Raw genomic sequence first — 24,407 nt, forward strand, 5'->3', positions numbered from 1 at the left:
GGACCTCGGAAGACCTGAATGAGTCATTCAGGACCCTGCGCGGCGGCCGCCGGGGCTGGTTCGGGTGTCGTGAACGACTCGTTCATGTCGCTGGGTGCGATGAAAGGGTCGTTCACGACGTTCGGGGCCGGGCTCAAGCTATGTGGCGCTCGAGGGCTGCGGTGCTTCGTGTCTTGAATGAGTCATTCAGGACCTCGGAAGACCTGAATGAGTCATTCAGGACCCTGCGCGGCGGCCGCCGGGGCTGGTTCGGGTGTCGTGAACGACTCGTTCATGTCGCTGGGTGCGATGAAAGGGTCGTTCACGACGTTCGGGGCCGCGGGCGGGGTCAGGCCACGTGGTGCTCGAAGGCCGCGATCGTCTCCGCCAGTACCTCCGCGCCCGGGCGGGACCACAGCTCCGCGTTGAACACCTCGACCTCGATCGGCCCGTCGTACCCCGCCGCCTCGACGCACGACCGCAAGTGGCGGTGGTCGATGGGCCCGTCGCCCGGCAGCGCGCGGCCCAGCAGCGGATCGGGCAGCGGCACCAGCACGTCGCACACGTGGAACCCGGCGATCCGTCCGGCCGCCGCGGCGATCGACTCCTCGATCCGCGGGTCCCACCAGACGTGGAACTCGTCCACGATCACCCCGACCTGCCCGGCCGGGTGCTCGGCCGCGATCGCCAGCGCCTGGTCCACAGTGGACAGCACCGACCGGTCCGCGCACTGCATCGGGTGCAGTGGCTCCAGGCCGAGCCGTACCCCGCGCTCGCCCGCGTACGGGGCCAGCTCACCGACGGCGTCCGCGACGCGCTGCCGGGACGCGGCCAGATCGTTGCCCGCGATCCCGCCGACCACCAGCACCAGTACGCCGGCGCCGAGCGCGGCCGCCTCGTCGATCGCCTCGCGGGTCCGCGCCACACCGTCCACAGGGGACCCTTCCGGGGTCACGCCGGTGAAGAAACCGCCGCGGCACAGCGACGAAACCCGGACGTCGTGCTCCTTGAGCAGCCGCGCGGCTTCGGCGACGCCGACTTCCGCCACCTTGTCCCGCCACAGCCCGATCCAGCCGACGCCCGCCGCCGCGCAGCCCGCGACCGCGTCGGGCAGGGACCAGGACTTGGTGGTGATCTGGTTGAGGCTGAGCCGCTCGTCCATCACGCCACCCCGGCGGCCAGCAGCAGCGGCCGCATCCGGGCGACGGCCAGGTCGGGGTCGGCCAGCGCGCCCGCGTCGTCGGCGAGCCGCAGCAGTGTCGCGAGGTGGGTGATCGTGCGCGCCGACTCCTGGCCCGCGATCATCCGGAAGTGCCGCTGGTGCCCGTTCAAGTACGCCAGGAAGACGACGCCGGTCTTGTAGTGCCGGGTCGGCGCGCGGAAGATCTCGCGCGACAGCGGCGCGGTGGGGTCGAGCCGGGCGTGGAACCCGGCGAGGTCGCCGTCGTCCAGCCGGCGCAGCCCTGCCGCGGCCACCGGGGCGATCGCGTCGAAGATGCCGAGCAGGGCTTCGCTGTGGCCGTGGTCGTCGCCCGCGATGAGGCCGGGGTAGTTGAAGTCGTCACCGGTGTAGCAGGCGACGCCCGCGGGCAGCGCGCGCCGGAACTCGGTCTCCACCGCGGCGTCCAGCACCGAGACCTTCACCCCGGCGATCGTTCCGGCGTGCTCGGTGCAGAGCGCCACCAGCTCGCGGGCGGCCGCGCGCACGTCGTCGTGGCCCCAGTAGCCGGCCAGCGCCGGGTCGAACTGCTCGCCCAGCCAGTGCAGCAGCACCGGCCCGCCCGCCTCGGACAGCAGCTTCCCGTACGCCGCGTGGTACTCGGCCGGTCCGGTGGCCGCTGCGGCGAGCGCCCGGCTGGCCATCACGACCGGGATCGCGCCCGCGCCGCCGACCAGGTCCAGCTGCTCGCGCCAGGCGTCCACAATGGACGCCATGGTCGCCGGCCCCGGCGGCAGCTGGTCGGTGCCGACGCCGGCGCACCACCGCCGGCCGGCCGCGGCCGCGCCGGTGCGCGTCACGAGTTCTTGGGTGGTCGGCCAATCGAGGCCCATGCCGCGCTGCGCGGTGTCCATCGCCTCCGCGACGCCGAGGCCGCACGACCAGAGGTGCTCGCGGAAGGCGAGCGTCGTGTCCCAGTCGACGGTGTCCGGTTCGCCGGCCAGCGCGTCCGCCACGACGTGCGCGGCGGCGTAGACGACCCGCGACTTCGGCGGCGCTCCGGCCGGCTCGGGGCACGGCGGTCCGGACGGTGTCCAGTCCAGCAACCCGCCACCGGGCACCGGGAGCACGAGCATCGGAGACCTCCGAGGACGTCAGAAAGCGCTTTCCCAAATCCACGGTAGGGCCTGTGCCGAAGCACGACAAGGCCCGACCGGGTCAGCGCTTGGGGCGTCCGGTGCTTTCGCGCAGGACGACTTCGCCGGAGAGCCGGACCGTCCGGGGCCGGGTGCCCGCGGACCCCTTGATCGCCAGGTCCATCGCGCGCTCGCCGAGCTCTTCCAGCGGCAGCCGCACGGTGGTCAGCGCCGGGGCGAGGTCGCGGACGACCGGGATGTCGTCGAAGCCGGCCACCGAGATGTCGCCCGGCACGGAAAGGCCTTCTTCCCGCAACGCCGTCAGCGCGCCGATCGCCATCACGTCCGTGACGGCGAAGACGCAGGTCGGCAGCTTGCGCTTGCGGCCGGCGAGCAGCTGCTTCGTCGCCTCGTAGCCGCCGTCGCGGGTGAAGGCGCCCTCGATGACGTCGTCCTCGCGCAGGGTGATGCCGTGCGCGGCCAGCGCGTCGGTGAACCCGGCCAACCGGTCGATGACGGTGCTCAGCCGCCGCGGGCCGGCGAGCACCGCGAACCGCTTGTGGCCGAGGCCGACCAGCGCGTCGGCCAGCGCCGCGGCGCCGCCCTTGTTGTCCGGCTGCACGGTGTCGATCTTGAGCCCGCGGTGGCGGCTGACCGCCGCGACCTGCCCGCCGCCGCGGCGGTAGGGCTCCAGCTCGGCGGCCATCGCGCGTTCCCACGTCCGGTCTTCGAACGCCGAGCCGATCAGCAGGATCGCCGCGGCCCGCTGCGCGCGCAGCGTCGAGACGTAGGCGACCTCGCGATCGGGGTCGCGGAACGTGCCGGCCAGCATGACGAGCAGCCCGTTGTCGGTCGCCACCCGCATCACGCCGCCGGCGATCGCGGCGAAGTACGGGTCGCTGACGTCGTGGCAGATCACGCCGACCGTGCGGTGCGTGCCGCCGGCGAGGGCCTGCGCGTGCGCATTCGGGGCGTAGGCCAGTTCGGCCGCGGCGGCGGACACCCGCTCCCGCAGGTCGGCGCGGACGGACGCGGTGCCGTTGAGCACCCGCGACGCCGTCGCGAGCGAGACGTTCGCGCTGCGTGCCACGTCTTCGAGTGTCACGTGCGGCCGGGCCTTCATGGCTGGCTCCTCCAAGATCGGTTTCGGGTGTCTCCGCGTGCTCGGTCGGTGCAATCTACTGGGAGGAGGGTGTCTCCGGAGAAGCCGCTGCTCGGGGGACCTGACCCGTTCGAGTGAAACCGGCGGGAAGATCGGCCGCGGTGCGTGTGTTGCAAACAAGGAGAACCTTCAAGCAGTGAGTACGCCACTGCTTGATCGACCGCGAAAGGAACCACGCATGCTGTTCGGTGACGAGCACGTCCGCCGCTACGAGGAGACCGACGGCGAGGTCGGGCACGAGTGGAAGGAAGGCGTCCCGACGCTCGTGCTGACCACCAAGGGCCGCAAGACCGGCCAGGAGCGCAAGTTCGCCCTGATCTACCAGGAAGTCGACGGCAACCCGGTGATCGTGGCCTCCAAGGGCGGCGCGCCGAACCACCCCGGCTGGTACTTCAACCTCCTCGAGACCCCCGAGGTCGGTGTGCAGGTCAAGGCGGACAAGTTCAAGGCCGTCGCCCGCACGGCCGAAGGCGAGGAGCGCGCGAAGCTGTGGGAGAAGCTGGCCGCCGTCTGGCCGGACTACAACGAGTACGCCAAGAAGACCGACCGTGAGATTCCCGTGGTGGTTCTCGAGCGGCAGTGAAATTCGCACTGTGATCTGCGCCGCGTTCGGCGCGCGCCGGGGCCGAACCGGCCGGTCGTCGGCTACGAATGACACTCATGACCGACCGCTGGACCGCCCTGGACCTCGAGGGTGAGCTGCTCACCCGACGCCAGATGATCGCCTACGGCCGGCGCTTCGCCCGCGCCGGCCGTGGCGCCTGGTACAGCTTCGCGATCGAAGTGGTCTGGCAGTTCCTCGCGCAGACCACCCGGTTCCGCGTCCGGGGCGCGCGCCACATCCCGAAGACCGGCGGGGTGCTGGTCGCGTCGAACCACCTCTCCTTCGCCGACCCGACGACGCTCACCGCGTTCTGCCTCGCCGCCGGCCGCGTGCCGCGCTACCTGGCCAAGGCCTCGCTGTGGAAGCTGCCGGTGGTCGGCCGCGTGATGCGCTCGGGCCGCCACATCCCGGTCTACCGCGGCGCGGCGACGGCCGCGGAGGCCTACCGCGACCTGGTGGCGTCGGTGCGGGCGGGCGAGTGCGTCGCGGTCTTCCCGGAAGGCACCTTCTCGAAGGACCCGGACGGCTGGCCGATGCGCGGCAAGACCGGCCTCGTCCGCGCTGCCCTGGAGACCGGCGCGCCGGTGATCCCGGTGGCCAACTGGGGCACCCATCACCTGCTGCCCTCGACCGCGAAGTTCCCCCGCGTGCTGCCGCGCAAGACCGTCGAGCTGGTCGCCGGGCCGCCGGTCGACCTGTCCGACCTGCGTGACCGCCCGCTCACCCGCGAGGTGCTGGAGGAGGCGACGGCCCGCATCATGGGCGAGGTGACGACGCTTTTGGAGTCGATCCGCGGCGAGCGCAGGCCCCTCGCGGCCTGAGTTCCGCGTCACCCCGCCCGCACCTGCCCGAAGGGGTAGTTTCTGGCGTATGAGTGCACAACACTTTGATGTCGTCGTCCTGGGGGCGGGAGTCGGCGGTTACGTCGCGGGGATCCGCGCGTCGCAGCTGGGGCTCAGTGTCGCGGTGGTGGAAGAGAAGTACTGGGGCGGTGTCTGCCTGAACGTCGGGTGCATCCCGTCGAAGGCGCTGCTGCGCAACGCCGAGCTGGCGCACGTCGTGACGCAGGAGGCGAAGGCGTTCGGCATCTCGTCCGACAGCCCGATCCGCGTCGACTACACGGCCGCGTACGAGCGCAGCCGGAAGGTCGCCGACGGGCGCGTCAAGGGCGTGCACTTCCTGATGAAGAAGAACAAGATCACCGAGTTCGACGGGCACGGCACGTTCCTCGACGACCACACGCTCGAGGTGAACGGCTCGCAGATCACGTTCGGCCACTGCATCATCGCGACCGGCGCGACCACCCGGCTGCTGCCGGGGACGTCCCGCAGTTCGCGCGTCGTCACCTACGAAGAGCAGATCCTGTCCAGCGAGCTGCCGTCGAGCATCGTGATCGCCGGCGCGGGCGCGATCGGCGTCGAGTTCGCCTACGTGCTGCACAACTACGGCGTCGACGTCACGATCGTCGAGTTCCTCGACCGGATGGTGCCGCTGGAGGACGCCGAGGTGTCGGCGGAGCTGGCCCGGCGCTACCGGAAGCTCGGGATCAAGGTGCTGACCTCGACCCGCGTGGAGTCGATCGACGACTCGGGCGACGCGGTCCGGGTGACGGTTTCGTCCAAGAAGGACGGCGAGCAGGTGCTCACCGCGGACAAGGTGCTGCAGGCGATCGGGTTCCAGCCGCGGGTCGAGGGCTACGGGCTGGAGAAGACCGGCGTCGCGCTCACCGAGCGGGGCGCGATCGCGATCGACGGCCGCGGGCGCACGAACGTCCCGCACCTCTTCGCGATCGGCGACGTGACGGCGAAGCTGATGCTGGCGCACGCGTCGGAGTCGATGGGCGTGGTCGCGGCGGAGACGATCGCCGGTGCGGAGACGATGGAACTCGACTTCCCGATGATCCCGCGGGCGACCTACTGCCAGCCGCAGATCGCCAGCTTCGGGTGGACCGAGGAGCAGGCGCGGGAGAAGGGGTTCGACGTCCGGGTCGCGAAGTTCCCCTTCACGGCCAACGGGAAGGCCCAGGGGCTGGGCGACGCGGGCGGGTTCGTGAAGCTGATCAGCGACGGCACGCACGGTGAGCTGATCGGCGGGCACCTGATCGGGCCGGACGTCACGGAGCTGCTGCCGGAGCTGACGTTGGCGCAGCAGTGGGATCTGACGGTGCACGAGGTGGCCCGGAACGTGCACGCGCACCCGACGCTGGGTGAAGCGGTGAAGGAAGCCGTGCACGGGCTGGCCGGGCACATGATCAACATGTAGGGACGTCGAAGCGGAGTTCCGGCCGTTCCCAGCGGACCTTGGGCGGGTTCGGCGGGACCGTGCCGGTGCGCCGCGCGCCCATGCGGAGGTAGAAGTCGAGTGCGGGCGGGTGCGCGACGACGCGGACGCCTTGCAGCCCCCGGGCTCGCGCTTCACTCCGCATGTGGTCGATCAACCGGCGGCCGACGCCGAGGCCCTGGGCGGCGTCGGCCACGAAGAGCAGGTCGAGTTCCGCTTCCACCAGCGCGTAGAAGCCGATGATGCGGCCGTCGTTCGTGGCGGTGAACGTGGGGTTGGTTTCGACGTAGGCGGGGGTGACTTCGTAGCCGTCGAGGATGGTGGCGTAGTCGCCTCGGTACGCCGAGGACGCGTGCACGAGGGCGGTCAGGGCGGGGGCTTGGTCCGGGGCGGCGCGGACGATCTCGACCATGGGCGCAGCCTACGATGGCGGTATGACGGACTCCGGTCGGCTCCGCGACGTCCTGGGGCGCAACGAAGTCCTCGCCGAAGTCTTCGACCGGGCGCGGGGGCTCGGCCTGCCGGAGTGGTACCTCGCCGCCGGGTGCATCTCTGGTACGAAGCCAAGTTCGGAGTCTTTTGCCCGCCCTTCGCGAGCACCGAGGCCGCGATCGATGCCTTCCCCGCCGTCTGCTCGTGTGTCGGGGTTCGGCTCGGAGCCGACGGGAGCTGGCACTCCTACACGCCCCACGGGCTCGATGATCTCTTCGCGATGATCGTCCGGCCGAATCCCGTGTCTTGACCTCCAGCTAGCTCGAAGTATCAGACTGGCGCCATGAAAGCTGTGGCGTTCACCGAATTCGGCGGTCCCGAAGTCCTCCGCGTCCTCGATCTCCCCGAACCGCACGCCGGGCCCGGCGAAGTGCGGGTGCGGGTCAAAGCCGCCGGGGTGCAGCCGTACGACGCGGCCGTTCGGGCCGGGTGGGAGCCGCCCGGGCTCGAACTCGGGTGGCCTCGCGTGCCCGGGAACGAGTTCGCCGGGGTCGTCGACGAAGGCGAACTCGAGGCGGGTACCGAAGTTCTCGGCTTCACCGCCGTCCGGGCCGCCGCCGAGTACATCGTCGTGCCCGCCTCCGATGTCACCCCGAAGCCGCCCGAAATGCCGTGGGAGGTGGCCGGAGGATTCACCGCCGGGACGCAGACCGCCTCGATCGCCTTGGAAGCGCTGAAATTGCAAGCGGGGGAGACGCTGCTCGTGCACGGCGCCGCCGGTTCGGTCGGGACCGCCGCCGTTCAGCTCGCGAAGCTCAAGGGTGCCGCCGTGATCGGTACCGCGAGTGCGTCCAATCAGGACTACGTCCGTTCGCTGGGCGCCACCGCCGTCGTGTACGGCGAAGGGCTCAAGGCACGGGTGGCGCCGCTGGGGGTCGACGTCGTGCTCGACGGTGCCGGCGGTGCAGCACTCGACCTCTCACTCGAACTGGTGAAGGACCGGACACGGATCCTCACGCTGGTCGACCACGGGCGAGCGGCGGAACTCGGCGTGCTCGTCTCGAAGTCCGGACGCTCCGCCGCGCGCCTCGCCGAGCTGGCTGCGCTGTACGCCAAGGGGGATCTGCGCTTCCACGTGCGCCGTGCTTACCCGTACACCGAGGCCGCCGCCGCGCATCGGGAAATCGAGACCGGGCACGGGCGGGGAAAAATAGTTCTCACGTTTCCCTGATCGTTCCAGGATGTGGACGGTCGCGCGATCCAGACTTTGGTCGGTGGTTCCCCGTCTCGTCACTCCTTAGATTCTCCCCATTACACCCGGTCGAGTGACCGAGGATCACAGGGAGACATCGATGGTGAGATTCAGCCGGGTTGCCGCGCACGCGGTTCCGCTGACGGTCGGCGCGCTGCTGCTGTCCACGGGCGTCTCCGCGGCGCAGCCGTCCACGGTGGACGCGGCGACCGCGCGCACCGAGGCCGGGATCAGCGCCCTGCAGAGCATCAAGAAGAGCCTGAGCCCCGCGGAACGCAAGCAATCGAGCCAGCTGGTCGTCGAGAAGCGGTTGCGGGCCGACCGGTCGCTCGCCGCGAAGCTGCCCGACTACCGCTCCGGGGTGGGCGTCAGCGGCGCCGGCACCGTCGCGGTCGACATCGCCGCGTCCGGCAAGGCCGTCGCGAACGCCGTGCGGGCCGCCGGCGGCACCGTCCGCTACACCGCGCCGGACGGGGCCGTCCGCGCCGACCTGCCGCTGTCCGCGGTGGACGCGATCGCCGGCCGCGCCGACGTCGCCGAAGTGAAGCCCGCGGCGCAGGCCACCACCTGGAGCGAGCCGGGCAACCGGGACCTGCGCCGGGACGTGGCCGCGCAGGCCGCCGCCGCGACGCAGGTGTCCGAAGGGGACAAGGCGCACGGCGCCGACACCGCCCGCACGACCTACGGCGTCAGCGGCTCCGGCGTCAAGGTGTGCGTGCTCTCCGACGGCGTCGACTCGCTCGCGAAGTCGCAGAGCGCCGGCGAACTGCCCGCGGTCGACGTGCTGTCCGGCCAGAAGGGCAGCGGCGACGAGGGCACCGCGATGCTCGAGATCATCCACGACCTCGCGCCGAACGCGACCCTCGGCTTCGCCACCGCGTTCACCAGTGAGGCCAGCTTCGCCGCGAACATCCGCGCGCTGCGCACCACCGGCAAGTGCCAGATCATCGTCGACGACGTCGCCTACTTCGACGAGTCGCCGTTCCAGGACACGCAGGTCGCGCAGGCGGTCAACGACGTGACCGCGGCCGGCGCCCTGTACTTCTCCTCGGCCGGCAACTCGGGCAACGCGACCGACGGCACCAGCGGGTACTACGAAGGCGACTTCCGCGCCTCCTCGACGAAGATCAGCGGCGTCACCGGTACCCCGCACGACTTCGACCCGAGCAGCACCACGCAGAACTTCGACGCGCTCTCGGCCGGCTCGCTCGGCAAGCCGGTGACGCTGTTCTGGTCCGACCCGTGGGGCAAGTCCGCCAACGACTACGACCTGTTCATCCTGAACTCCTCGGGCAGCGTCGTGGCCTCCAGCGAGAACGGCCAGTCCGGCTCGCAGAACCCGTACGAGATCGCGAGCGTGCCGACCACCGGCTCGGGCTACAAGGTCGCGGTCGTCAAGTACAGCGGTGCCGACCGGTTCATCGCGCTGAACGTCATCCGCGGCCGCTTCGTGGCTTCGGGTTCGCTGAAGGCGTTCAGCACCAACGGTGTCACGAACGGCCACTCGGCGGCGGCGAACGCGTTCAGCGTCGCGGCGGCCCCGGCGGCGGCCGCGTTCAGCCGTCCGCTGGAGACCGGTGACCCGGCCAACCCGACCGGCCCGTACCCGGGTCTCTACACCGCGTCGAGCAAATGGGAGCGCTTCTCCTCCGACGGCAAGCGCAAGCTGTTCTACAACGCCGACGGCACGGCGATCACCCCGGGCAACGTCTCCTCGACCGGCGGCACGACCCGCAACAAGCCGGACATCACGGCGGCGGACGGCGTGGCGACCTCGGTGACCGGCTTCCAGCCGTTCTTCGGGACGTCGGCGGCGGCCCCGCACGCGGGGGCGATCGCGGCCCTGCTGCTCTCGGGCAAGCCGACGGCGACCCCGGCCGAGATCCGCTCGGCACTGGTGTCCTCGGCCATCGACCTGGGCACGCCCGGCTTCGACACGGTGACCGGCACCGGCGTGATCATGGCCGGCCCGGCGCTGGCCGCGCTGGGTGTCCAGCCGAAGTAAGGTCCGTTTCGTGAAGAGGGCCCGGCACGCGCCGGGCCCTCTTTCGTCATTTCGCGGTGCTCAGCAGGTGGAAGCCGAGCCCGCCGTGGGTGAACCGCTCGTGCTTGCGCAAGCTCAGCCCCGCCGTGCCCAGCGCGGTTTCGAGGTCGGCGACCGGCCGGATGCGGAAGCCGTTTTCGGTCAGCATCGGCGACCGGGCCATCAGGTCCGGGTCGCCGACGCCGAGCACGAACCGCCCGCCGGGGGCGAGCACCCGCGCGACCTCGGCGAGCGCGGCGTCGAGGTCTGCCACGAAGTAGACGGTGTTCGTCGACACGATCGCGTCGACCGAACCGTCCGCGAGGGGCAGCGCCGTCATCGAGCCTTCATCGAGCACGAGCCGCCCGGCCGTGATCTCCTCGCGGAAGGTGCCCCGGGCCCGGTCGAGCATCGTCACCGAGATGTCCACCCCGTGCACGCGGGCGGCGGACCCCAGCAACAGCCGGAGGCCGAGGCCGCCGCCGAACCCGATGTCCAGTGCCGTTTCGCCGCCGGTCAGCTCGAGCGCGGCGACGGCTTTCACCACGGCCTCGCGGTTCCGGCGGTTGAGCATCGCGCCGACGACCCGGCCCCGCAGGCCGCTAGGGTGGCCGAGCTGCCGGGCGAGCCCGGCTCGGAAACTCTCGCGAAGTCCCATACGAGCAGTCTAGGAGGCGGGATGGCGAAAACGGCGGTGGTCACCGGGGCCGGATCGGGGATCGGGCGGGCGGTGGCGCGGGCCCTGCTCGAGGACGGCTGGTCCGTCGCGCTGGCCGGACGCCGAGCTGCCGCACTCGAAGAAACCGCCGAGGGCTTCGAGAGTGCCGTCGTCGTGCCCACCGACGTCGCCGACGAAGCTTCCGTCGCCGCGCTCTTCGAGGCTGTTCGCGACGCTTGGGGGCGGCTCGACCTGCTCGTCAACAACGCCGGCATCGGCGCGGCCGGGACGATCGCCGACCTGTCCGTCGAGGACTGGAAGCGGACCGTCGACGTCAACCTGACCGGGATGTTCCTCTGCGCCCGCGAAGCCGTGCGGCTGATGAAGGACCAGGCCCCCCGCGGCGGCCGGATCGTCAACAACGGCTCGATCTCCGCCCACGCGCCGCGGCCCGCGAGCGTCGCCTACACGGCCACCAAGCACGCGGTCACCGGCCTGACCCGGTCGATTTCGCTGGACGGCCGGGCCTGGAACGTCGCCTGCGGCCAGATCGACATCGGCAACGCGGCGACGGAGATGACCGAACGCATGGCGGCGGGAATTCCCCAGGCGGACGGCCGGATCCTCGCGGAGCCGACGTTCGACGTCCGGCACGTCGCCGACGCGGTGCGGTACATGGCGGGGCTGCCGCTGGACGCGAACGTCCAGTTCCTCACCGTCACGGCGACGACCATGCCGTTCATCGGCCGCGGCTAAGGGATCACGCGCGCCTTCCGGAACTCGTCGAACAGCCGGTAGAACATCTGCTCCGTCTCGACGTACTCGTGGAACCCCGCCCGCCGCGACTTCGACGTGTCCGCGAACATGTCGTAGTCCCAGCCGAACACGAAGTCGGCGAACGCCCACGACGAGGAAACGTCCGCGTAGGACGGGGAAAGCCCGTGGCGGGCCGCCATCGACGTCCACAGTGGAGCCTTGTCGGCCATGACGTCCGCCAGGGACATCCGCAGCGGCGGGGCGGCTTCCAGGCCGAAGTAGGCCGCCAGCTTCGGCCACAGTTCGCGCCAGCGGAACAGGTCGCCGTTGGCGATGTTGAACGGGCCCTGGCGGTCGCTCGCCCAGACCGTGGCCGAGGCCAGGAGGCCCGCGTCCGTCATCTCCAGGAGGCTGTCGTACGCGCCGGGCTTGCCCGGGAACCGCAGCGGCAGGCCCAGTTCCTTCGAGATCGACGCGTACACCGCGATCGCCAGCGCCAGGTTCATCGGGTTGCCCAGCGCGGTGCCGCCGACCACCGAGGGGCGGATCGCCGACCACGTCCACGAGCCCGCGCGGCGTTCGAGGAACTGCTGCTGGTCGACGTTGAACTCCGGCGGCATGTGCCCGGCGTCGGTCTCGCGCGCCGGGGTCTTGAACGGGCCGAGGTGGGCGCCGTAGACCTTGTAGCCCTGCATCAGGCTGACGTGCTCGAGGCCGGGCGCGGCGGCTTCCGCGGCGTCGACGAGGTTGGTCAGCATCGCCAGGTTCGGCGGGACCAGCTCCGCCCACGTCGGTTTGTCCTGGTAGGCGGCGTAGAAGAGGTGCGTCGTGTCCGTCAGCCCGCGGAGCTTCGCCCGGGTGTCGGCCGGGTCAAGAAGGTCGACGGCGATCGTGCCCGGGCCGCCGCGGCGGGAGAGGCCGGTGACGTCCCAGCCGCCGTCCGCTCGCAGGTGTTCGACGAGGGTGCGGCCGATGATCCCGTTGGCTCCGGCGACGAGTGCTGTCTTGCGCTTCATGACACCAGGCTCGCCGGACGCGGTGGATAAGTCCAAGGCATCCTTGTCACCATGTCGATAAGCTGAGTTCATGACAAGCCTGCGGCAGCTGGAGTACCTGGTCACGGTGGTCGACACCGGCTCGTTCACCCGCGCCGCCGAGCAGCTGCACGTGACGCAGCCGGCGTTGTCGCACCAGATGCGGGCGCTCGAACGCGGCCTCGGCGGGCCGCTGCTCGAACGGCTGCCCCGCGCCGTCCGGCTCACGCCGATGGGCCGGGCGATGCTCCCGCACGCGCGGGCGGCGCTGGCCGACGCCGAACGCGCGCGCTGCGCCGCCCGGCTCGCCTCCGGGACGACGGCGGGCGAGTTGCAGGTCGCGACGGTGTACTCGGTGAGCCTCGGCGTGCTGCCGCCCGCGTTGCGCGTGTGGCGGCGCGACCGGCCCGAGGTCGACGTCCGGCTGATCGAGTTCCGGCACGCCGACGAACTGCGCGAAGCGATGGCCGCGGGGGAGGCCGACGTCGCGCTCGGGCCGCGGCCGGGGGACTGGACCGGGCCGGTGCGGGAGCTGGGCGTCGAGGAGTTCGTCGTCGTGCTGCCCGCCGACGGCGCTTCGGAGGACGACGAGACGGGCGTGGTCGATCTGGCGACGCTCGCGGACTGCGCGTGGGTGCACTACGCGCCGGGCAACGGCCTGGCGGAGCTGGTCGACGCGACCTGCGCGGCGGCGGGCTTCCGCCCCCGCGCGGCGGTCCGCACCGAGCAGACGGCGGCGGCCCCGATCCTGGCGGCGGCCGGCCTCGGCCCGGCACTGGTCCCGGCGAACGTCCTGCCCGCGCGCTTCGACGGCCGGGTGCTGCGCCCGAGCGTGCCGGTCCGCCGGACGCTGGCCGCCTACACGCGCGCGGCGCCGGACCCGCTGACCAGCGCGTTCATCGAGACCCTCACGGACCACGCGACGGTCTAGAGGCGGTCACGCCACGGGTGGTCCGGCGGCAGGGCGTCCGCCAGCCAGCGCCGTTGAGCGGTGTCGAGCACCGGCAACGCCGCGGCGAAGTCCTGCTCGTCCTTCGGTCGGGTCCCCCGGGACTTCGCGAACAACTGCACTTCCGGGGCCAGGTACGGGATTCCGCCCGCGGTGACGGCGCCCAGCCCGGTGACGGCCCGCCGCACCGCGGGGTCGCGGCGGGAGACCCACTCGTCGCCCTCGGTCTCGTCGAGCATGATCTGGATCCGCCACGGCGCCGACGGGCCCGGGCGGCACCAGACGTCGTCGATCCCGCGCGGCAGGACCTCGCCGGGGTGCCACGGCCGGAGCGTGCCGGGCGGGTCGGCCGCCCACCACTCCCACGACGGCAGCGCCGCCTGCACCGCCGCCTGGTCGCGCCGGAGGAACAGGACGTCGACGTCGGCGTGCTCGCGAAAAGCCTGCCCCACGGCGAATTCGATCGCGTAGCCGCCCGCGATCCACCACGGTGCGGTGACCCGCGAGAACAGCGCCGCCACTTCGGCCGGGGTGGCCGGGTCCCAGGTCACGAGACCGTGATGCCGGTCAGGACTGGGCCGGTGAACGGCGTCGTCGCCACGTCGTGCACGCGCTCCGACCAGACCGCGTGGCCGTGGCCCGACCACAGCGGGGCCACCGGCAGGTCCCGCAGCAGCTGGTTTTCCGCCAGCCGGTACAGCTCGCCCGCCTCCTCCGGGGTCGCCGCGGCGTCGGCCAGCGCCAGGTTCTGGGTGAAGACCTGGTCGGTGTAACCCGACTCCGAAGCCAGCGCCGACAGCAGCTCGTACGGGCTCGCCGTCGCCAGCTTGACGTCCACTGTGGACGGTCCGTCGAGCGGGCTGGTGTTCGGGGAGGCCTGCGCCGTCACGGAAACGTCCAGTGCTTTGTGGAGCCCGACGACCAGCGTCCGGGTCCACGCCTCCGCGCCGGGTCCGAAGTAGACGGTTGCGCCGCCCGGGAAGGCCGCCTGCTTCAGGAGCGCCTTGCCCGCCGCCGCGTCGAAACTGCACGGGCGGCACGTGCCGGTGCGCTCGCCCGGGGCGTCCGCCGGGGGCAGCAGGGCCTTGGCCGGGTCGACCTGGTGGGCGAGCGGGCCCGCTTCCAGCGCCGCGCGGTCCACGCCCAGCGCGAAGCCGTGGCGGACCGTCGCGTCGGAGAACCGCGGGTTCGCCACCGGGAACGCCAGGTAGCCCGCCTGCGGCAGCGCCCACGACGCGTGGCGGTCGGCGGCGAAGTCGGTGTGCATGGCTTCGTGCTGCTCACCGGGCACCTCGGTCGCGAGGTCGAGGGTGCCCGCCTTGACCGCGTCGTACTGTGCGCCCGGTTCGCCGACGCGCAGCTCGATCTCCTCGGCCTTCCCGGCCCCGACGCGCTTGAGCGTGCCGCCTGAGCCCGGGTGCCAGCCGCCGTCCAGGCGGTACGGGCCGTTGCCGACCGGAGCCTTGGCGAAGCCGTTCCAGTCACGGGACGTGAGCACCGACGCCGGCAGCGGCACCAGTCCCGGCGCCGAAAGCAGGGCGGGGACCTGGCCGGACGGGCGGTCGAGCGTCAGCGCGATGGTGTCCGGGGCCGGCGCGGTGATCTCGCGGGCGCGCAGGAGCTTCGTCAGCACGGGGGAGGAAACCCAGTGCGACGCGGCGATCGCCGCCCAGGTGTCCACGTAGGACCGGGCGGTCACCGGGGTGCCGTCGTGGAAGGTCGCGGGCCGCAGCTTGACCGTCCAGTGCACCCGGTCGGTGCTCTCGATCGACTCGGCCGCGCGCGGCGTGACCTTGCCGGACGCGGCGTCGTAGTCGGCGAGCGGGGTCCACAGCGCGCCGGTCACCAGCCGGCCCGCCTGGTCGGCGAGGTCGGCGGGCAGCAGCGTCGCGGGCTCCCGGATGCCGACGGACAGCACGCCGGGCCGGGCCGGGTCCGAACCGGAACAGCCCGTGACGGCGAGGGTGAGGACGGCGAGCACGACGAGCAAGCGCATGCGCCAGTCCTACCAGTCAAGAGCCAACAAAAGACGGTTGTGTCCGGTTGATCTCTGTCGTACCGTTCCCGTGGTCACGCTCCGAGCGTTCTGGGAGGTTTCGCGTGCGCACCTGGTTGCGGTCGTGCTTCGCCGCCGTCACCGTCAGCGCCACGCTGGTCGCGACCGGGCTCCCGGCCGCCGCCTGCGGCGAGGACGACAAACCCGCCACCCCCGCCGCCCGCACGCTGGGCGACCCGGGCGCGATCAAGAACGTCAAGGCGGTCGGCAGCGTGCCCGACGCCGCCGGCGCCATCTCGATCAACTTCCTGGACTACGGCCGCCGCGACGTCATGGTCGTGTCCGGCGAGTTCGGGCTGAAGGTCTACGACCTGACGAAGAACCCGGCCGCGCCCAAGCTGGTCGGCCAGGTCAGCCTGCCGGGCCTGTGGGAGACCGAGGACACCGAGGTCGACCAGAACCGCAAGCTGGTGTTCCTCTCCCGCGACCCGCGCGCGTACGGCGGCACCACGCACACCGGCGAGTCCGGCATCTACGTCGTCGACGTCTCGAAGCCCGAGGCCCCGGCGATCCTCAGCTACGTCAAGGTGCCCGCCGGCCACACCACCAGCTGCGTCGACGGCTGCCGCTACCTCTGGACCGGCGGCCCGGCGAAGGCCGACGACCAGCCCGCCGACTGGGGCGGCCGCCCGATCTGGGTCACCGACATCCGCGACCCGCGGCACCCGAAGGTGAACCCGCAGCCCATCGAGCTGGCCCGCAACGACGGCAAGACCGACTACGTGCACGACGTCCAGGTGGACGACGCCGGCGTGGCCTGGGTGTCCGGCCGCGGCGGCGTGCGCGGCTACTGGACGAACGGCGTGCACCGCGACCCGCTGTCCGGGAAGATCCGCCGCGCCACCGCGCACGAGCCGATCCCGTACGCCGGCGGCGGCATCGCCGAGACGGCGGCGCCGTCCCGGTTCATGCACAACAGCTTCCACCCGGCCGGCCACCGCGTCGGCGACGGCGCCTGGCGCGGCCAGGACCTGATCTACGCGACGGAGGAGAACTTCGTCGACGGCTGCGCGGGCGACGGCGTCCTGACCATCTCGTCGCTGAAGGGCTCCTACAACGGCGAAGGCTGGCGCTCGACGCCGGCGCAACCGTTCCGCCTGGAGAGCGTCGGCACCTGGAGCGTCAACGGCCAGGAGGGCAGCGACCCGGCGTCGGACGACTGCTCCGCGCACTACTTCGACGTCCGCGGCAAGATCCTGGTGCAGTCGTTCTACGCGCAGGGCACCCGGTTCCTCGACGTCAGCGACCCGACGAACCCGCGGCAGATCGCGTACTACCGGCCGGGCGACGCGAGCGCGTGGGCCCCGTACTGGCACGGCAAGTACGTCTACGTCGCGGACAACACCCGCGGCGTAGACGTACTGCAGCTGACCAGGTAGCAATTCCGTGAAGGCCTCCTTACCGGTCATAAGAGCCGGTAAGGAGGCCTTCACGGCTTTTCAGGAGCGGAGCCAGACAGCGGTGTCGGTCGGCAGGTCGCTGTCGACAGGGTTGCTGGCCAGCAGGATTTCCCCGGCGGGGAGCGGGATCGGGGTGTCCGAGAAGTTCAGCGCGAACGTGAACCCCGTCCCGATCCGGAACGCCAGCACCCCTTCGCCGAGGTCGAGCCACTCCAGCGCACCGGTGGGCAGATCCCGTCGGAGCCGCAAGCCGTTGCGGTACAGCGAAAGCATCGACGCCGGATCCGCTGCCTCCGCCTCGGCCGTGTAGTCCTGCCACGCCTCCGGCTGAGGCAGCCACGCACCGCCCGGACCGAACCCGAACGGCGGCTCGTCGCCCGACCACGGGATCGGGACGCGGCAGCCGTCGCGGCCGGGGTCGGCGCCGTTCGTGCGGGCCCACACCGGGTCCTGGCGCAGCTCGTCGGGGATGTCCAGGACCTCCCAGAGGCCCAGCTCCTCGCCCTGGTAGACGTACAGCCCGCCGGGCAGGGCCAGCGTCAGCAGCGCTGCCGCCCGGGCCCGCCGGGTGCCCAGCTCGCGGTCCACCGGCAGCTCGTGCAGCCGGTTCGCGAACGAGAAACCCGTGTCGCCCTCGCGGCCGTAGCGCGTGACGTGCCGCGTGACGTCGTGGTTCGACAGCACCCACGCCGCCGGCGCGCCGACCTCGTCGTGCGCCTTCAGCGTCCGCTCGATGACGTCGCGGAAGCGCTTGCTGTCCCACGGGCAGACCAGGAAGTCGAAGTTGAACGCCGAGTGCAGCTCGTCGCGGCGCAGGTAGCGCGCGGCGCGGGACATGTCCGGCAGCCACATCTCGCCGACCAGCACCCGCTCGCCCGGGTAGCTGTCGACGATCTTGCGCCACGAGCGGTAGATCTCGTGCAGGCCCTCCTGGTCGGAGAACGGCGTCTCGTCGCCCTCTTCGACGTCGGGCAGGCGCGGGTCCTTGACCAGCCCGTCGGCGACGTCGATGCGGAAGCCGTCGACCCCGCGGTCGAACCAGAACCGCAGCACGTCCTCGAACTCCGCGCGGATTTCCGGGTTGTCCCAGTTGAAGTCGGGCTGGCGCGAGCTGTAGAGGTGCAGGTACCACTCGCCGTCCGGGACCCGCGTCCACGCGGACCCGCCGAAGCGCGACTTCCAGTTGTTCGGCGGTTCGGACCCGTCCGGGCCGCGGCCGGGCCGGAACCAGAACCGTTGCCGCTCCGGCGATCCCGGGCCCGCCGCCAGCGCGGCCTGGAACCACCGGTGCTCGTCGGAAGCGTGATTGGGCACGATGTCGATGATCACCCGGATGCCGCGGGCGTGCGCCTCGGCGATCAGCTCTTCGGCCTCGCCGAGCGTGCCGAACAACGGCTCGATGTCGCGGAAGTCGGCGACGTCGTAGCCGCCGTCGTCCATCGGCGACGGGTACCAGGGGGTGAACCAGATCGCGTCGATCCCCAGGTCGGCCAGGTGGTCCAGCCGGGCGCGGACGCCGGCGAGGTCGCCGATGCCGTCGCCGTTGCCGTCCGCGAAGCTGCGGATGTAGATCTGGTAGATGGCCGCGCTCCGCCACCAGCCGGTCTTGTCGGTCACGAAAGTGCCCCTCCTGTTTGTTGTGGAAAGGTCAGCCCTTGATGCTGCCGGCGGTCAGCCCGGCGAGGATCTGCCGCTGGAACGCCAGGAACAGCGCCACCATGGGCAGGCTGGCCAGCACCATCCCGGCGACGAGCACGTTGAGCGGCATGTCGATCGCCACCCGTTGCAGCATCACCGAGAGCGTCTGCTTTTCGGTGTCCGGGAACACCAGCAGCGGCCAGATGAAGTCCTTCCACGCGGTGACGACCGCGAGGATCGAAACCACGGCCAGGATCGGCCGCGAGATCGGCAGGATGATCCGCCAGAGCGTGCGCACCGGCCCGGCGCCGTCGATGCGCGCCGCTTCGATGAGCTCGTCGGGGATCTGGTCGAAGAACCGCTTCAGCAGGTAGATGTTGAACGCGTTCGCCGCCGCGGGCAGCCAGACCGCCGTCGGCGAATTGATCAGGTTGAGGTGCAGCAGCGGCAGGTCCGTCACCGTCACGTACGTCGGGACGAGCAGCGCCGTGGCCGGCAGCATCAGGGTCGCCAGCATCAGCCCGAGCACGACGTTGCCGAACTTCGGGCGCAGCTTCGACAGCGCGAACGCGGCCGGGACGTCGATGGCCAGCTGCGCCAGCCACGCGCCGCCGGCGACGACGAGGGTGTTGAGGAAGTACTTGCCCAGGTTGAGCTGGCTCCACGCGTCGCCGAAGGTTTCCGGGTGCCACTCGTGCGGGATGAGTGTCGCCGGCGTCGCGGCCAGTTCCTGCGGCGACTTCATCGCGCCGGTCACCGCCCAGTAGAGCGGGAACATGAAGGCCAGGACGAAGATCGCGAGCGTGCACGCGAAGACGACGCCGTAGACGAGCTTGCCGCGCGGGCTGCGCAGCGCGCCGGGCGAAATGAGGGTTCTCATGACTGGTCCGCCTTCCGCGTCAGCCGGACGTACCACGCCGAGAACACGCCCAGCGCCACGAACAGCAGCAGGCTCATCGCGCTCGCCGCGCCGAAGTCGTTGTAGACGAAGGCGTAGCGATAGAGCAGCAGGAGCACGGTGACCGTCGAGTCGTCCGGCCCGCCGCCGGTCATCACGTACGGCTCGGTGAACACCTGCATGGTCGCGACGATCTGCAGCAGCAGGAGCACCAGCAGGACGAACCGCGTCTGCGGGAAAGTCACGTGCCGCAAGCGTTTCCACAGCCCGGCGCCGTCCAGTTCCGCGGCTTCGTAGAGCTCGCCGGGGATCGTGCCGAGCGCGGCCAGGTAGATCAGCGTGGTGCTGCCCATGTTGGCCCACGTCGAGACGAAGACCAGCGACAGCATCGCCGTGCCGGACGAGTCGAGCCACTGGCCGCCGGGCAGGCCGACCGCGCCGAGCGCGGAGTTGAACAGGCCGGGACCCGGGTCGTAGAACCACTTCCACATCAGCGCCGTGACCACCGGCGGCAGCATCACCGGCAGGTAGACGGCGAGCCGGAAGAACGCCTTCGCGTGCCGGATCTCGTTGAGCAGCACCGCGGTCAGGAACGGCACCGCGAACCCGAAGACCAGCGCGAGCCCGGTGAACAGCAGCGTGTTGCGCCAGGCGACGCCGAACAGCGGGTCTTCGAACAGCTTCGCGAAGTTGTCGAACCCGACCCACGTCGGCGCGTTGACGAAGTCCACCTGCTGGAAGCTCAGCAGCACGCCGCGCACGATCGGGTACCAGGAAAAGAGCGCGAACACCACGAGGGCGGCGCACAACAGGCCGTACGCGGTGAGGTTTTCCCTGATCTTGCGCTTGAGCCTGGTGCGGCGGCGGTCTTCTTGCGAGACGGCCGGGCGCCCGGCCCGCGACGAAGCCGTCGCGGGCCAGGCGAGGAGGCTACTTGACCTGGGCGAGGACACTGTTGACCTTCGACTCGGCCGACGAGAGCTGCTGGTCGATGTTCGCGTTCTGGTCGGTGAGCACGGCCTGCATCACGCTGTCGAGCGCGGCGTAGATCTGCTGCGCGTTCGGCGGCTCGATGCTGCCCTTGATCTTGCTCGTGGTGTCCACGTAGGACTGGAAGTTCTGCGCGGGAACGTTGGCGTACTTGGCCTTCAGTGCCAGCTGTTGCTCGCGGACCGCGCCGGTCCAGACGTCGGGGGTCGGCTCGGCGGGCAGGCCGACCGGCTGCTTGCCGTCGACGTACTGCTGGATGTGCTTCTCGAAGCGGTCCGGGTTCAGGTACTTCCACTGGATCCACTCGAGGCCGGCCTTGATCTTCTCCGGCGACGCCTTCGGGTTGATCATGTAGCCCTCGCCGCCGAGGAGGGTGCCCTCGCCGCCGGGCATGCCCGCGATGCCGTAGTCCTCGTACTTGCCGTTGAACTGCTTGACCAGCACCGGGACGTTGTCCGGGGCGGCCATGTACATGCCGAGCTGGCCGGAGCCCATCATCCGCTGCACGTCGGTGGCTTCGAGGAGCTGCTTGGCGCCCATCGAGTTGTCGGTCCAGCGCATGTCGTGCAGGTACTGGAGGGCCTTCTTGCCCTTGTCGTTGTTGAAGTCGGCGACCCACTTGTCGCCGTCCTTGCGGGCGATGTCGCCGCCCATCGAGTACAGCCAGCCGGTCAGGTGCCAGCCGCCCTGGTTGTTCTTGCTGTAGTCGGCGTATCCGACGACCCCGTTGCCCAGCGCGGAGATCTTCTTGGCGGCGTCCCGCACCTCATCCCAGGTCTGCGGCGGCTTGTTCGGGTCGAGACCGGCCTTCTGGAACAGCGGCTTGCTGTAGACGAGGCCCATCGTGTAGTTCATCGTCGGCAGGCCGTAGAGCTTGCCGTTCGCGTCGCGGAAGTTGTCGAGCAGTTCCGGCTTGATGTCGTTGACGTGCGGGACGTTCTTCGCGGCTTCCGTGATGTCGGCGGCCTGGTGGCGCGCGATGATCTGCGCGGGGTCGGTGAAGTACACGTAGTAGACGTCTTCGAGCTGCCCGCCGGCGAGCTTCGCGGAGAAGGTCTTCGGGTCCATGAAGCCTTCGTGCGGATCGATGTCGATGTTCGGGTGCGCCGCCTCGAACTCCTTGACGTCGGCGTCGAACACACCGCGCTCGAACGGCTGGCTGGTCGGCGGCTGCCCGGTGACCGTGATCTTCACCTTCCCACCGCTCTGCGCGGCGGTGTCGCCGTCACCGCAGGCGGCCAGGGTGAGCGCCAGGCCGCCCGCGGTGAGCAGGCACAACATCCGGCGGGAGACGGTTCGGGACCAGGGACTGCTCATCTCAAGCCTCTTCTCGGGGTCGCGACGGCTGTCACGTGATTGCGGTCACCATAAAGGGGTGGACCAGATCGACGCAATAACCCGACGAGAAGTTGCAAGTTACGAACAGGCTGCGAGCCGCTGGCGTTCGGCAGGGTGCCGGGCCGTGCCGCGGGCACGAAAAAGTGAGCGACGGGTTCAGAACCCGCCGCTCAGTCGAGTGGGACCCGAGCACCCCAATGTGGCGTTCGGTGCGTCCAGCGCACCCAATGTGGCGTTCGGTGCGTCAGATGCACCCAACGCCACATTGGGGCGCTTCGGGTGGGGTCAGGCGGTGCGGCGGGCCGTGGAGCCGCGGACCACCAGTTCCGGCGCGAACAACAACTCCTCCGCCGCCACCTCACCACCGTTGATGCGCTTCACCAGCAGCTCCACCACCGCGCGCCCCATCGCCTCGATCGGCTGGCGGGTGGTCGTCAACGGCGGATCGGTGCAGTTCATCAACGCCGAGTCGTCATAACCCACCACCGAAATGTCCTCCGGCACCGACAGCCCCTGCCGCCGTGCCGCGCGGACCGCGCCCAACGCCAGCAGGTCGCTCGCGCACAACACCGCCGTCGCGCCGCGGGGGTACAGCCGGGCCGCAGCCGCGTGGCCACCCTCGATCGAGAACATCCCGTGCTCGACCAGTTCGTCCAGCACCGGCAACCCCAGCTTCGCCGCGTACGCCTGGAACGCCGCGAGCTTGCGCTGCGAGGGCACGTGGTCCGACGGCCCCAGCACCAGCCCGATCTTCTCGTGCCCGAGTGAACTCAGGTGCCCGACGACCTGCTCGACGGCCACGGCGTCGTCGCACGAGACCTGTGGCAGGCCGAGGTGCTCGACCGCCGCGTTGATCAGGACCGTCGGGAGCCGGCGCTCGACGAGGTGGTGGTAGTGCGAGTGGACCGCGTCCGCCTGCGCGTACAGCCCGCCGGCGAACACCACGCCCGACACCTGTTGCTGCAGGAGCAGCTCGACGTACTCCGCCTCGGACACCCCGCCCGCGGTCCGCGTGCAGAGCACCGGCGTGAACCCCTGCTGGGCGAGTGCGTTGCCCATGATCTCGGCCAGCGCGGGGAAGATCGGGTTCTGCAGCTCGGGCAGCACCAGCCCGACCAGGCGGGCGCGCTCGCCGCGCAGCTGGGTGGGCCGCTCGTACCCCATCACGTCCAGCGCGGTGAGCACGGCGGCGCGGGTGCTGGCGGACACCCCGGACCGGCCGTTGAGCACCCGGCTGACCGTGGCTTCGCTGACCCCGACCTGGCGGGCGACTTCGGCAAGACGACGCGTCATAGCCGAAACTTTACAGCAACCGGGCGCAAAAGTGGGACAAGCCCGTACCGGTTTCGACACCGGTACGGGCTTGCGACCGCCGAGCTACGAAGCCGCCACTTCGAACTCGGCCACCTGACCCGCGGGCCAGCCGGTGTTGCCGGTGAACGTCAGGCGCACGAAGCGCTGGGACGTCGCCGTGAAGGACGCCGACGCGGTGTTGCCGGAAGCCGGGTCGAACGCGTAGCCGCGCGAACCCACCAGCGTCGTGTACGCACTGCCGTCGGTGCTGCCGGAGATCGTCACCGTCTCCGTCCGCGCACCCCACGCCGACGACGGCGGGAGGCGAAGCGTCACCTTGTTGATCGACGCCGCCGTGCCCAGGTCCACCGTCAGCGTCTGCGGGAACGCGTTGTTCGCGCTCTCCCAGTACGAGTTGGCGTCCCCGTCCACCGCGTTCGACGGCGGGAACCCGCCCTGCGACCCCGACGCGCTGATCGCCTTGCCCTTCGCGAGGTTCGTGCCGGACTGCGGCGGCTGCGGCGGGCCCGAGTTCGGCGCCGGCCAGGTCGAGCAGTCGCTCCAAGTCCCGCTCCAGCCGCTGTTGCCGGAGCCACTGAAGGTCATGCGAGGGATCGACGCCGGGTAGGGGCAGTTGTACGTCCCGGTCACGCCGACGCCGGAGGCGGTCAGGTTGCTGATCGTCACCGACCCCTGCGTCTGCGACTGCGCCACGAACGTGCCCACGCCCTGCACCGACACGCCGTCGATCGTGATGCCCTGGATCTGCTTGCCCGCGCCGTTGCCATCGATGAACTGGATGGCCTCGTACGGGCTTTGGATCGCGGTGAACCCGGTGACGCGGATGGTCACGCCGGTGATCGCCTGGTCACGCGCGTCGAACCACAGCGCGCCGACGCCGAACTGCCAGTTCGGGTCGAGCGCCCCGGCCCGCAGCGCCGTGTTGTTCGACAGCGTCACCGTGCCGCCGAGCGGGACCGAGTTGAACCGGTTCGCCACCAGGTAGCCACCGCCGAGGGCGTTGGTGTCCTGGACGAGGTTGCCGCTCACGGTGTTGTTCGAGCCGCCGTACAACGCGATGCCGTTGGCCAGGTTCGGCTGCACGACCGTGTTGTTCACCAGCGAGTTGCCGGAGTCGGCCTGGCCGTTGGACCAGAGCGCGAGCCCGTCGTCGCCGTTGTTGCGCAGGTAGTTGTTGCGCAACGTCGAGTTCGTGACGGCGCCGTCGAAGTTCACGCCGTCGGCCTGGGTGTCGAGGATGCGGTTGTTTGTTCTCGATGGTCAGGTTCGAGGACGCGCCGTTCATCAGCCACAGCCCGCACTTCGTGTCCTGGATCCACAGGCCGCTGACGACCGAGCCGTTCCCGAGG

Annotated in this window: 23 protein-coding genes and 1 pseudogene; 9 read left to right on the top strand and 15 right to left on the bottom strand. The window is 70.8% G+C overall.

Annotated features, from left to right (window positions below; genetic code table 11):
- Window positions 1–328: 328 nt before the first annotated feature.
- The 3 genes from H4696_RS45550 to H4696_RS45560 form a co-directional block, all read right to left on the bottom strand.
- Entirely contained in the window at window positions 329–1,141 is an 813-nt protein-coding gene (locus H4696_RS45550) for a sugar phosphate isomerase/epimerase family protein (RefSeq protein WP_086858789.1), read from the bottom strand.
- On the bottom strand, window positions 1,141–2,274 hold the full coding sequence (locus tag H4696_RS45555) for a DUF993 family protein (protein ID WP_086858790.1): 1,134 nt from the start codon (window positions 2,272–2,274) through the stop codon (window positions 1,141–1,143). Before H4696_RS45555 ends, H4696_RS45550 begins: the two co-directional genes overlap by 1 nt.
- 82 nt (window positions 2,275–2,356) lie before the next feature.
- A complete protein-coding gene (locus tag H4696_RS45560) occupies window positions 2,357–3,397 on the bottom strand; it encodes a LacI family DNA-binding transcriptional regulator (RefSeq protein WP_086858791.1) in 1,041 nt (346 codons plus the stop codon).
- A 217-nt stretch (window positions 3,398–3,614) separates the two neighbouring features.
- On the opposite strand from H4696_RS45560, the gene H4696_RS45565 reads away from it, so the two are divergent.
- From H4696_RS45565 to lpdA, 3 genes are all read left to right on the top strand, one after another.
- Window positions 3,615–4,019, top strand: a complete 405-nt coding sequence (locus tag H4696_RS45565; protein ID WP_086858792.1) for a nitroreductase family deazaflavin-dependent oxidoreductase — start codon at window positions 3,615–3,617, stop codon at window positions 4,017–4,019.
- Window positions 4,020–4,096: 77 nt separating this feature from the next.
- Window positions 4,097–4,861, top strand: a complete 765-nt coding sequence (locus H4696_RS45570; protein WP_086858793.1) for a lysophospholipid acyltransferase family protein — start codon at window positions 4,097–4,099, stop codon at window positions 4,859–4,861.
- A gap of 49 nt (window positions 4,862–4,910) precedes the next feature.
- Window positions 4,911–6,302, top strand: a complete 1,392-nt coding sequence (lpdA, locus tag H4696_RS45575; RefSeq protein ID WP_086858794.1) for a dihydrolipoyl dehydrogenase — start codon at window positions 4,911–4,913, stop codon at window positions 6,300–6,302.
- Here the strand turns inward: lpdA and H4696_RS45580 are convergent.
- On the bottom strand, window positions 6,292–6,732 hold the full coding sequence (locus tag H4696_RS45580; protein WP_086858795.1) for a GNAT family N-acetyltransferase: 441 nt from the start codon (window positions 6,730–6,732) through the stop codon (window positions 6,292–6,294). The two genes, lpdA and H4696_RS45580, sit on opposite strands and share 11 nt — an antisense overlap.
- Window positions 6,733–6,864: 132 nt before the next feature.
- On the opposite strand from H4696_RS45580, the gene H4696_RS51390 reads away from it, so the two are divergent.
- The 3 genes from H4696_RS51390 (at window position 6,865) to H4696_RS45595 (ending at window position 10,009) form a co-directional block, all read left to right on the top strand.
- Window positions 6,865–7,062: a nucleotidyltransferase family protein gene (locus H4696_RS51390; protein WP_249026960.1), complete on the top strand. Its 198-nt coding sequence runs from the start codon at window positions 6,865–6,867 to the stop codon at window positions 7,060–7,062.
- 33 nt (window positions 7,063–7,095) lie between these two features.
- On the top strand, window positions 7,096–7,983 hold the full coding sequence (locus H4696_RS45590) for an NADP-dependent oxidoreductase (protein WP_086858796.1): 888 nt from the start codon (window positions 7,096–7,098) through the stop codon (window positions 7,981–7,983).
- A gap of 121 nt (window positions 7,984–8,104) precedes the next feature.
- Complete coding sequence (locus H4696_RS45595) at window positions 8,105–10,009, top strand: S8 family peptidase (RefSeq protein ID WP_192782898.1); 1,905 nt, start codon at window positions 8,105–8,107, stop codon at window positions 10,007–10,009.
- 46 nt (window positions 10,010–10,055) lie between these two features.
- Here H4696_RS45595 and H4696_RS45600 read toward each other — a convergent pair whose 3' ends face one another.
- Window positions 10,056–10,685, bottom strand: a complete 630-nt coding sequence (locus H4696_RS45600) for a class I SAM-dependent methyltransferase (RefSeq protein ID WP_169735055.1) — start codon at window positions 10,683–10,685, stop codon at window positions 10,056–10,058.
- Between the two features lie 21 nt (window positions 10,686–10,706).
- Here H4696_RS45600 and H4696_RS45605 point away from each other — a divergent pair, with 21 nt between their 5' ends.
- Window positions 10,707–11,441: an SDR family oxidoreductase gene (locus tag H4696_RS45605; RefSeq protein WP_086862210.1), complete on the top strand. Its 735-nt coding sequence runs from the start codon at window positions 10,707–10,709 to the stop codon at window positions 11,439–11,441.
- Here H4696_RS45605 and H4696_RS45610 read toward each other — a convergent pair.
- Window positions 11,438–12,457, bottom strand: a complete 1,020-nt coding sequence (locus H4696_RS45610) for an SDR family oxidoreductase (protein WP_086862211.1) — start codon at window positions 12,455–12,457, stop codon at window positions 11,438–11,440. The genes H4696_RS45605 and H4696_RS45610 overlap by 4 nt on opposite strands.
- Window positions 12,458–12,527: 70 nt before the next feature.
- Here H4696_RS45610 and H4696_RS45615 point away from each other — a divergent pair, with 70 nt between their 5' ends.
- Window positions 12,528–13,406, top strand: a complete 879-nt coding sequence (locus H4696_RS45615; RefSeq protein ID WP_086862212.1) for a LysR family transcriptional regulator — start codon at window positions 12,528–12,530, stop codon at window positions 13,404–13,406.
- Here H4696_RS45615 and H4696_RS45620 read toward each other — a convergent pair.
- Window positions 13,403–13,975, bottom strand: coding sequence for a nucleotidyltransferase domain-containing protein (locus tag H4696_RS45620; RefSeq protein ID WP_086862213.1), 573 nt, complete (start codon window positions 13,973–13,975; stop codon window positions 13,403–13,405). The two genes, H4696_RS45615 and H4696_RS45620, sit on opposite strands and share 4 nt — an antisense overlap.
- Complete coding sequence (locus H4696_RS45625) at window positions 13,972–15,420, bottom strand: peptide ABC transporter substrate-binding protein (protein WP_086862214.1); 1,449 nt, start codon at window positions 15,418–15,420, stop codon at window positions 13,972–13,974. The genes H4696_RS45620 and H4696_RS45625 overlap by 4 nt, the downstream gene beginning before the upstream one ends.
- 104 nt (window positions 15,421–15,524) lie before the next feature.
- Between H4696_RS45625 and H4696_RS45630 the strand changes: the two genes are divergently transcribed.
- Window positions 15,525–16,859: an LVIVD repeat-containing protein gene (locus tag H4696_RS45630; RefSeq protein WP_086862215.1), complete on the top strand. Its 1,335-nt coding sequence runs from the start codon at window positions 15,525–15,527 to the stop codon at window positions 16,857–16,859.
- 60 nt (window positions 16,860–16,919) lie between these two features.
- Here the strand turns inward: H4696_RS45630 and H4696_RS45635 are convergent, their stop codons facing one another.
- The 7 genes and pseudogenes from H4696_RS45635 to H4696_RS50995 form a co-directional block, all read right to left on the bottom strand.
- Window positions 16,920–18,497 carry a glycoside hydrolase family 13 protein gene (locus H4696_RS45635; RefSeq protein WP_086862216.1) on the bottom strand — a complete coding sequence of 526 codons (1,578 nt, stop codon included), beginning with the start codon at window positions 18,495–18,497 and terminating at the stop codon, window positions 16,920–16,922.
- Window positions 18,498–18,528: 31 nt separating this feature from the next.
- On the bottom strand, window positions 18,529–19,398 hold the full coding sequence (locus H4696_RS45640; RefSeq protein ID WP_086862217.1) for a carbohydrate ABC transporter permease: 870 nt from the start codon (window positions 19,396–19,398) through the stop codon (window positions 18,529–18,531).
- Window positions 19,395–20,369: a carbohydrate ABC transporter permease gene (locus H4696_RS45645; protein WP_086862218.1), complete on the bottom strand. Its 975-nt coding sequence runs from the start codon at window positions 20,367–20,369 to the stop codon at window positions 19,395–19,397. Before H4696_RS45645 ends, H4696_RS45640 begins: the two co-directional genes overlap by 4 nt.
- Entirely contained in the window at window positions 20,347–21,723 is a 1,377-nt protein-coding gene (locus tag H4696_RS45650) for an ABC transporter substrate-binding protein (RefSeq protein ID WP_086862219.1), read from the bottom strand. The genes H4696_RS45645 and H4696_RS45650 overlap by 23 nt, the downstream gene beginning before the upstream one ends.
- A 306-nt stretch (window positions 21,724–22,029) precedes the next feature.
- On the bottom strand, window positions 22,030–23,037 hold the full coding sequence (locus H4696_RS45655) for a LacI family DNA-binding transcriptional regulator (RefSeq protein ID WP_086856081.1): 1,008 nt from the start codon (window positions 23,035–23,037) through the stop codon (window positions 22,030–22,032).
- Window positions 23,038–23,121: 84 nt separating this feature from the next.
- The gene (locus tag H4696_RS51395) at window positions 23,122–24,036 is read right to left on the bottom strand and encodes a discoidin domain-containing protein (protein WP_338078739.1); all 915 of its coding nucleotides are present in this window, start codon (window positions 24,034–24,036) and stop codon (window positions 23,122–23,124) included.
- Window positions 24,037–24,273 (bottom strand): annotated as a pseudogene (locus H4696_RS50995) (right-handed parallel beta-helix repeat-containing protein); the annotation flags it as partial.
- Between the last annotated feature and the right edge of the window lie 134 nt (window positions 24,274–24,407).

Source organism: Amycolatopsis lexingtonensis (genome assembly GCF_014873755.1).
GTDB lineage: Bacteria > Actinomycetota > Actinomycetes > Mycobacteriales > Pseudonocardiaceae > Amycolatopsis > Amycolatopsis lexingtonensis.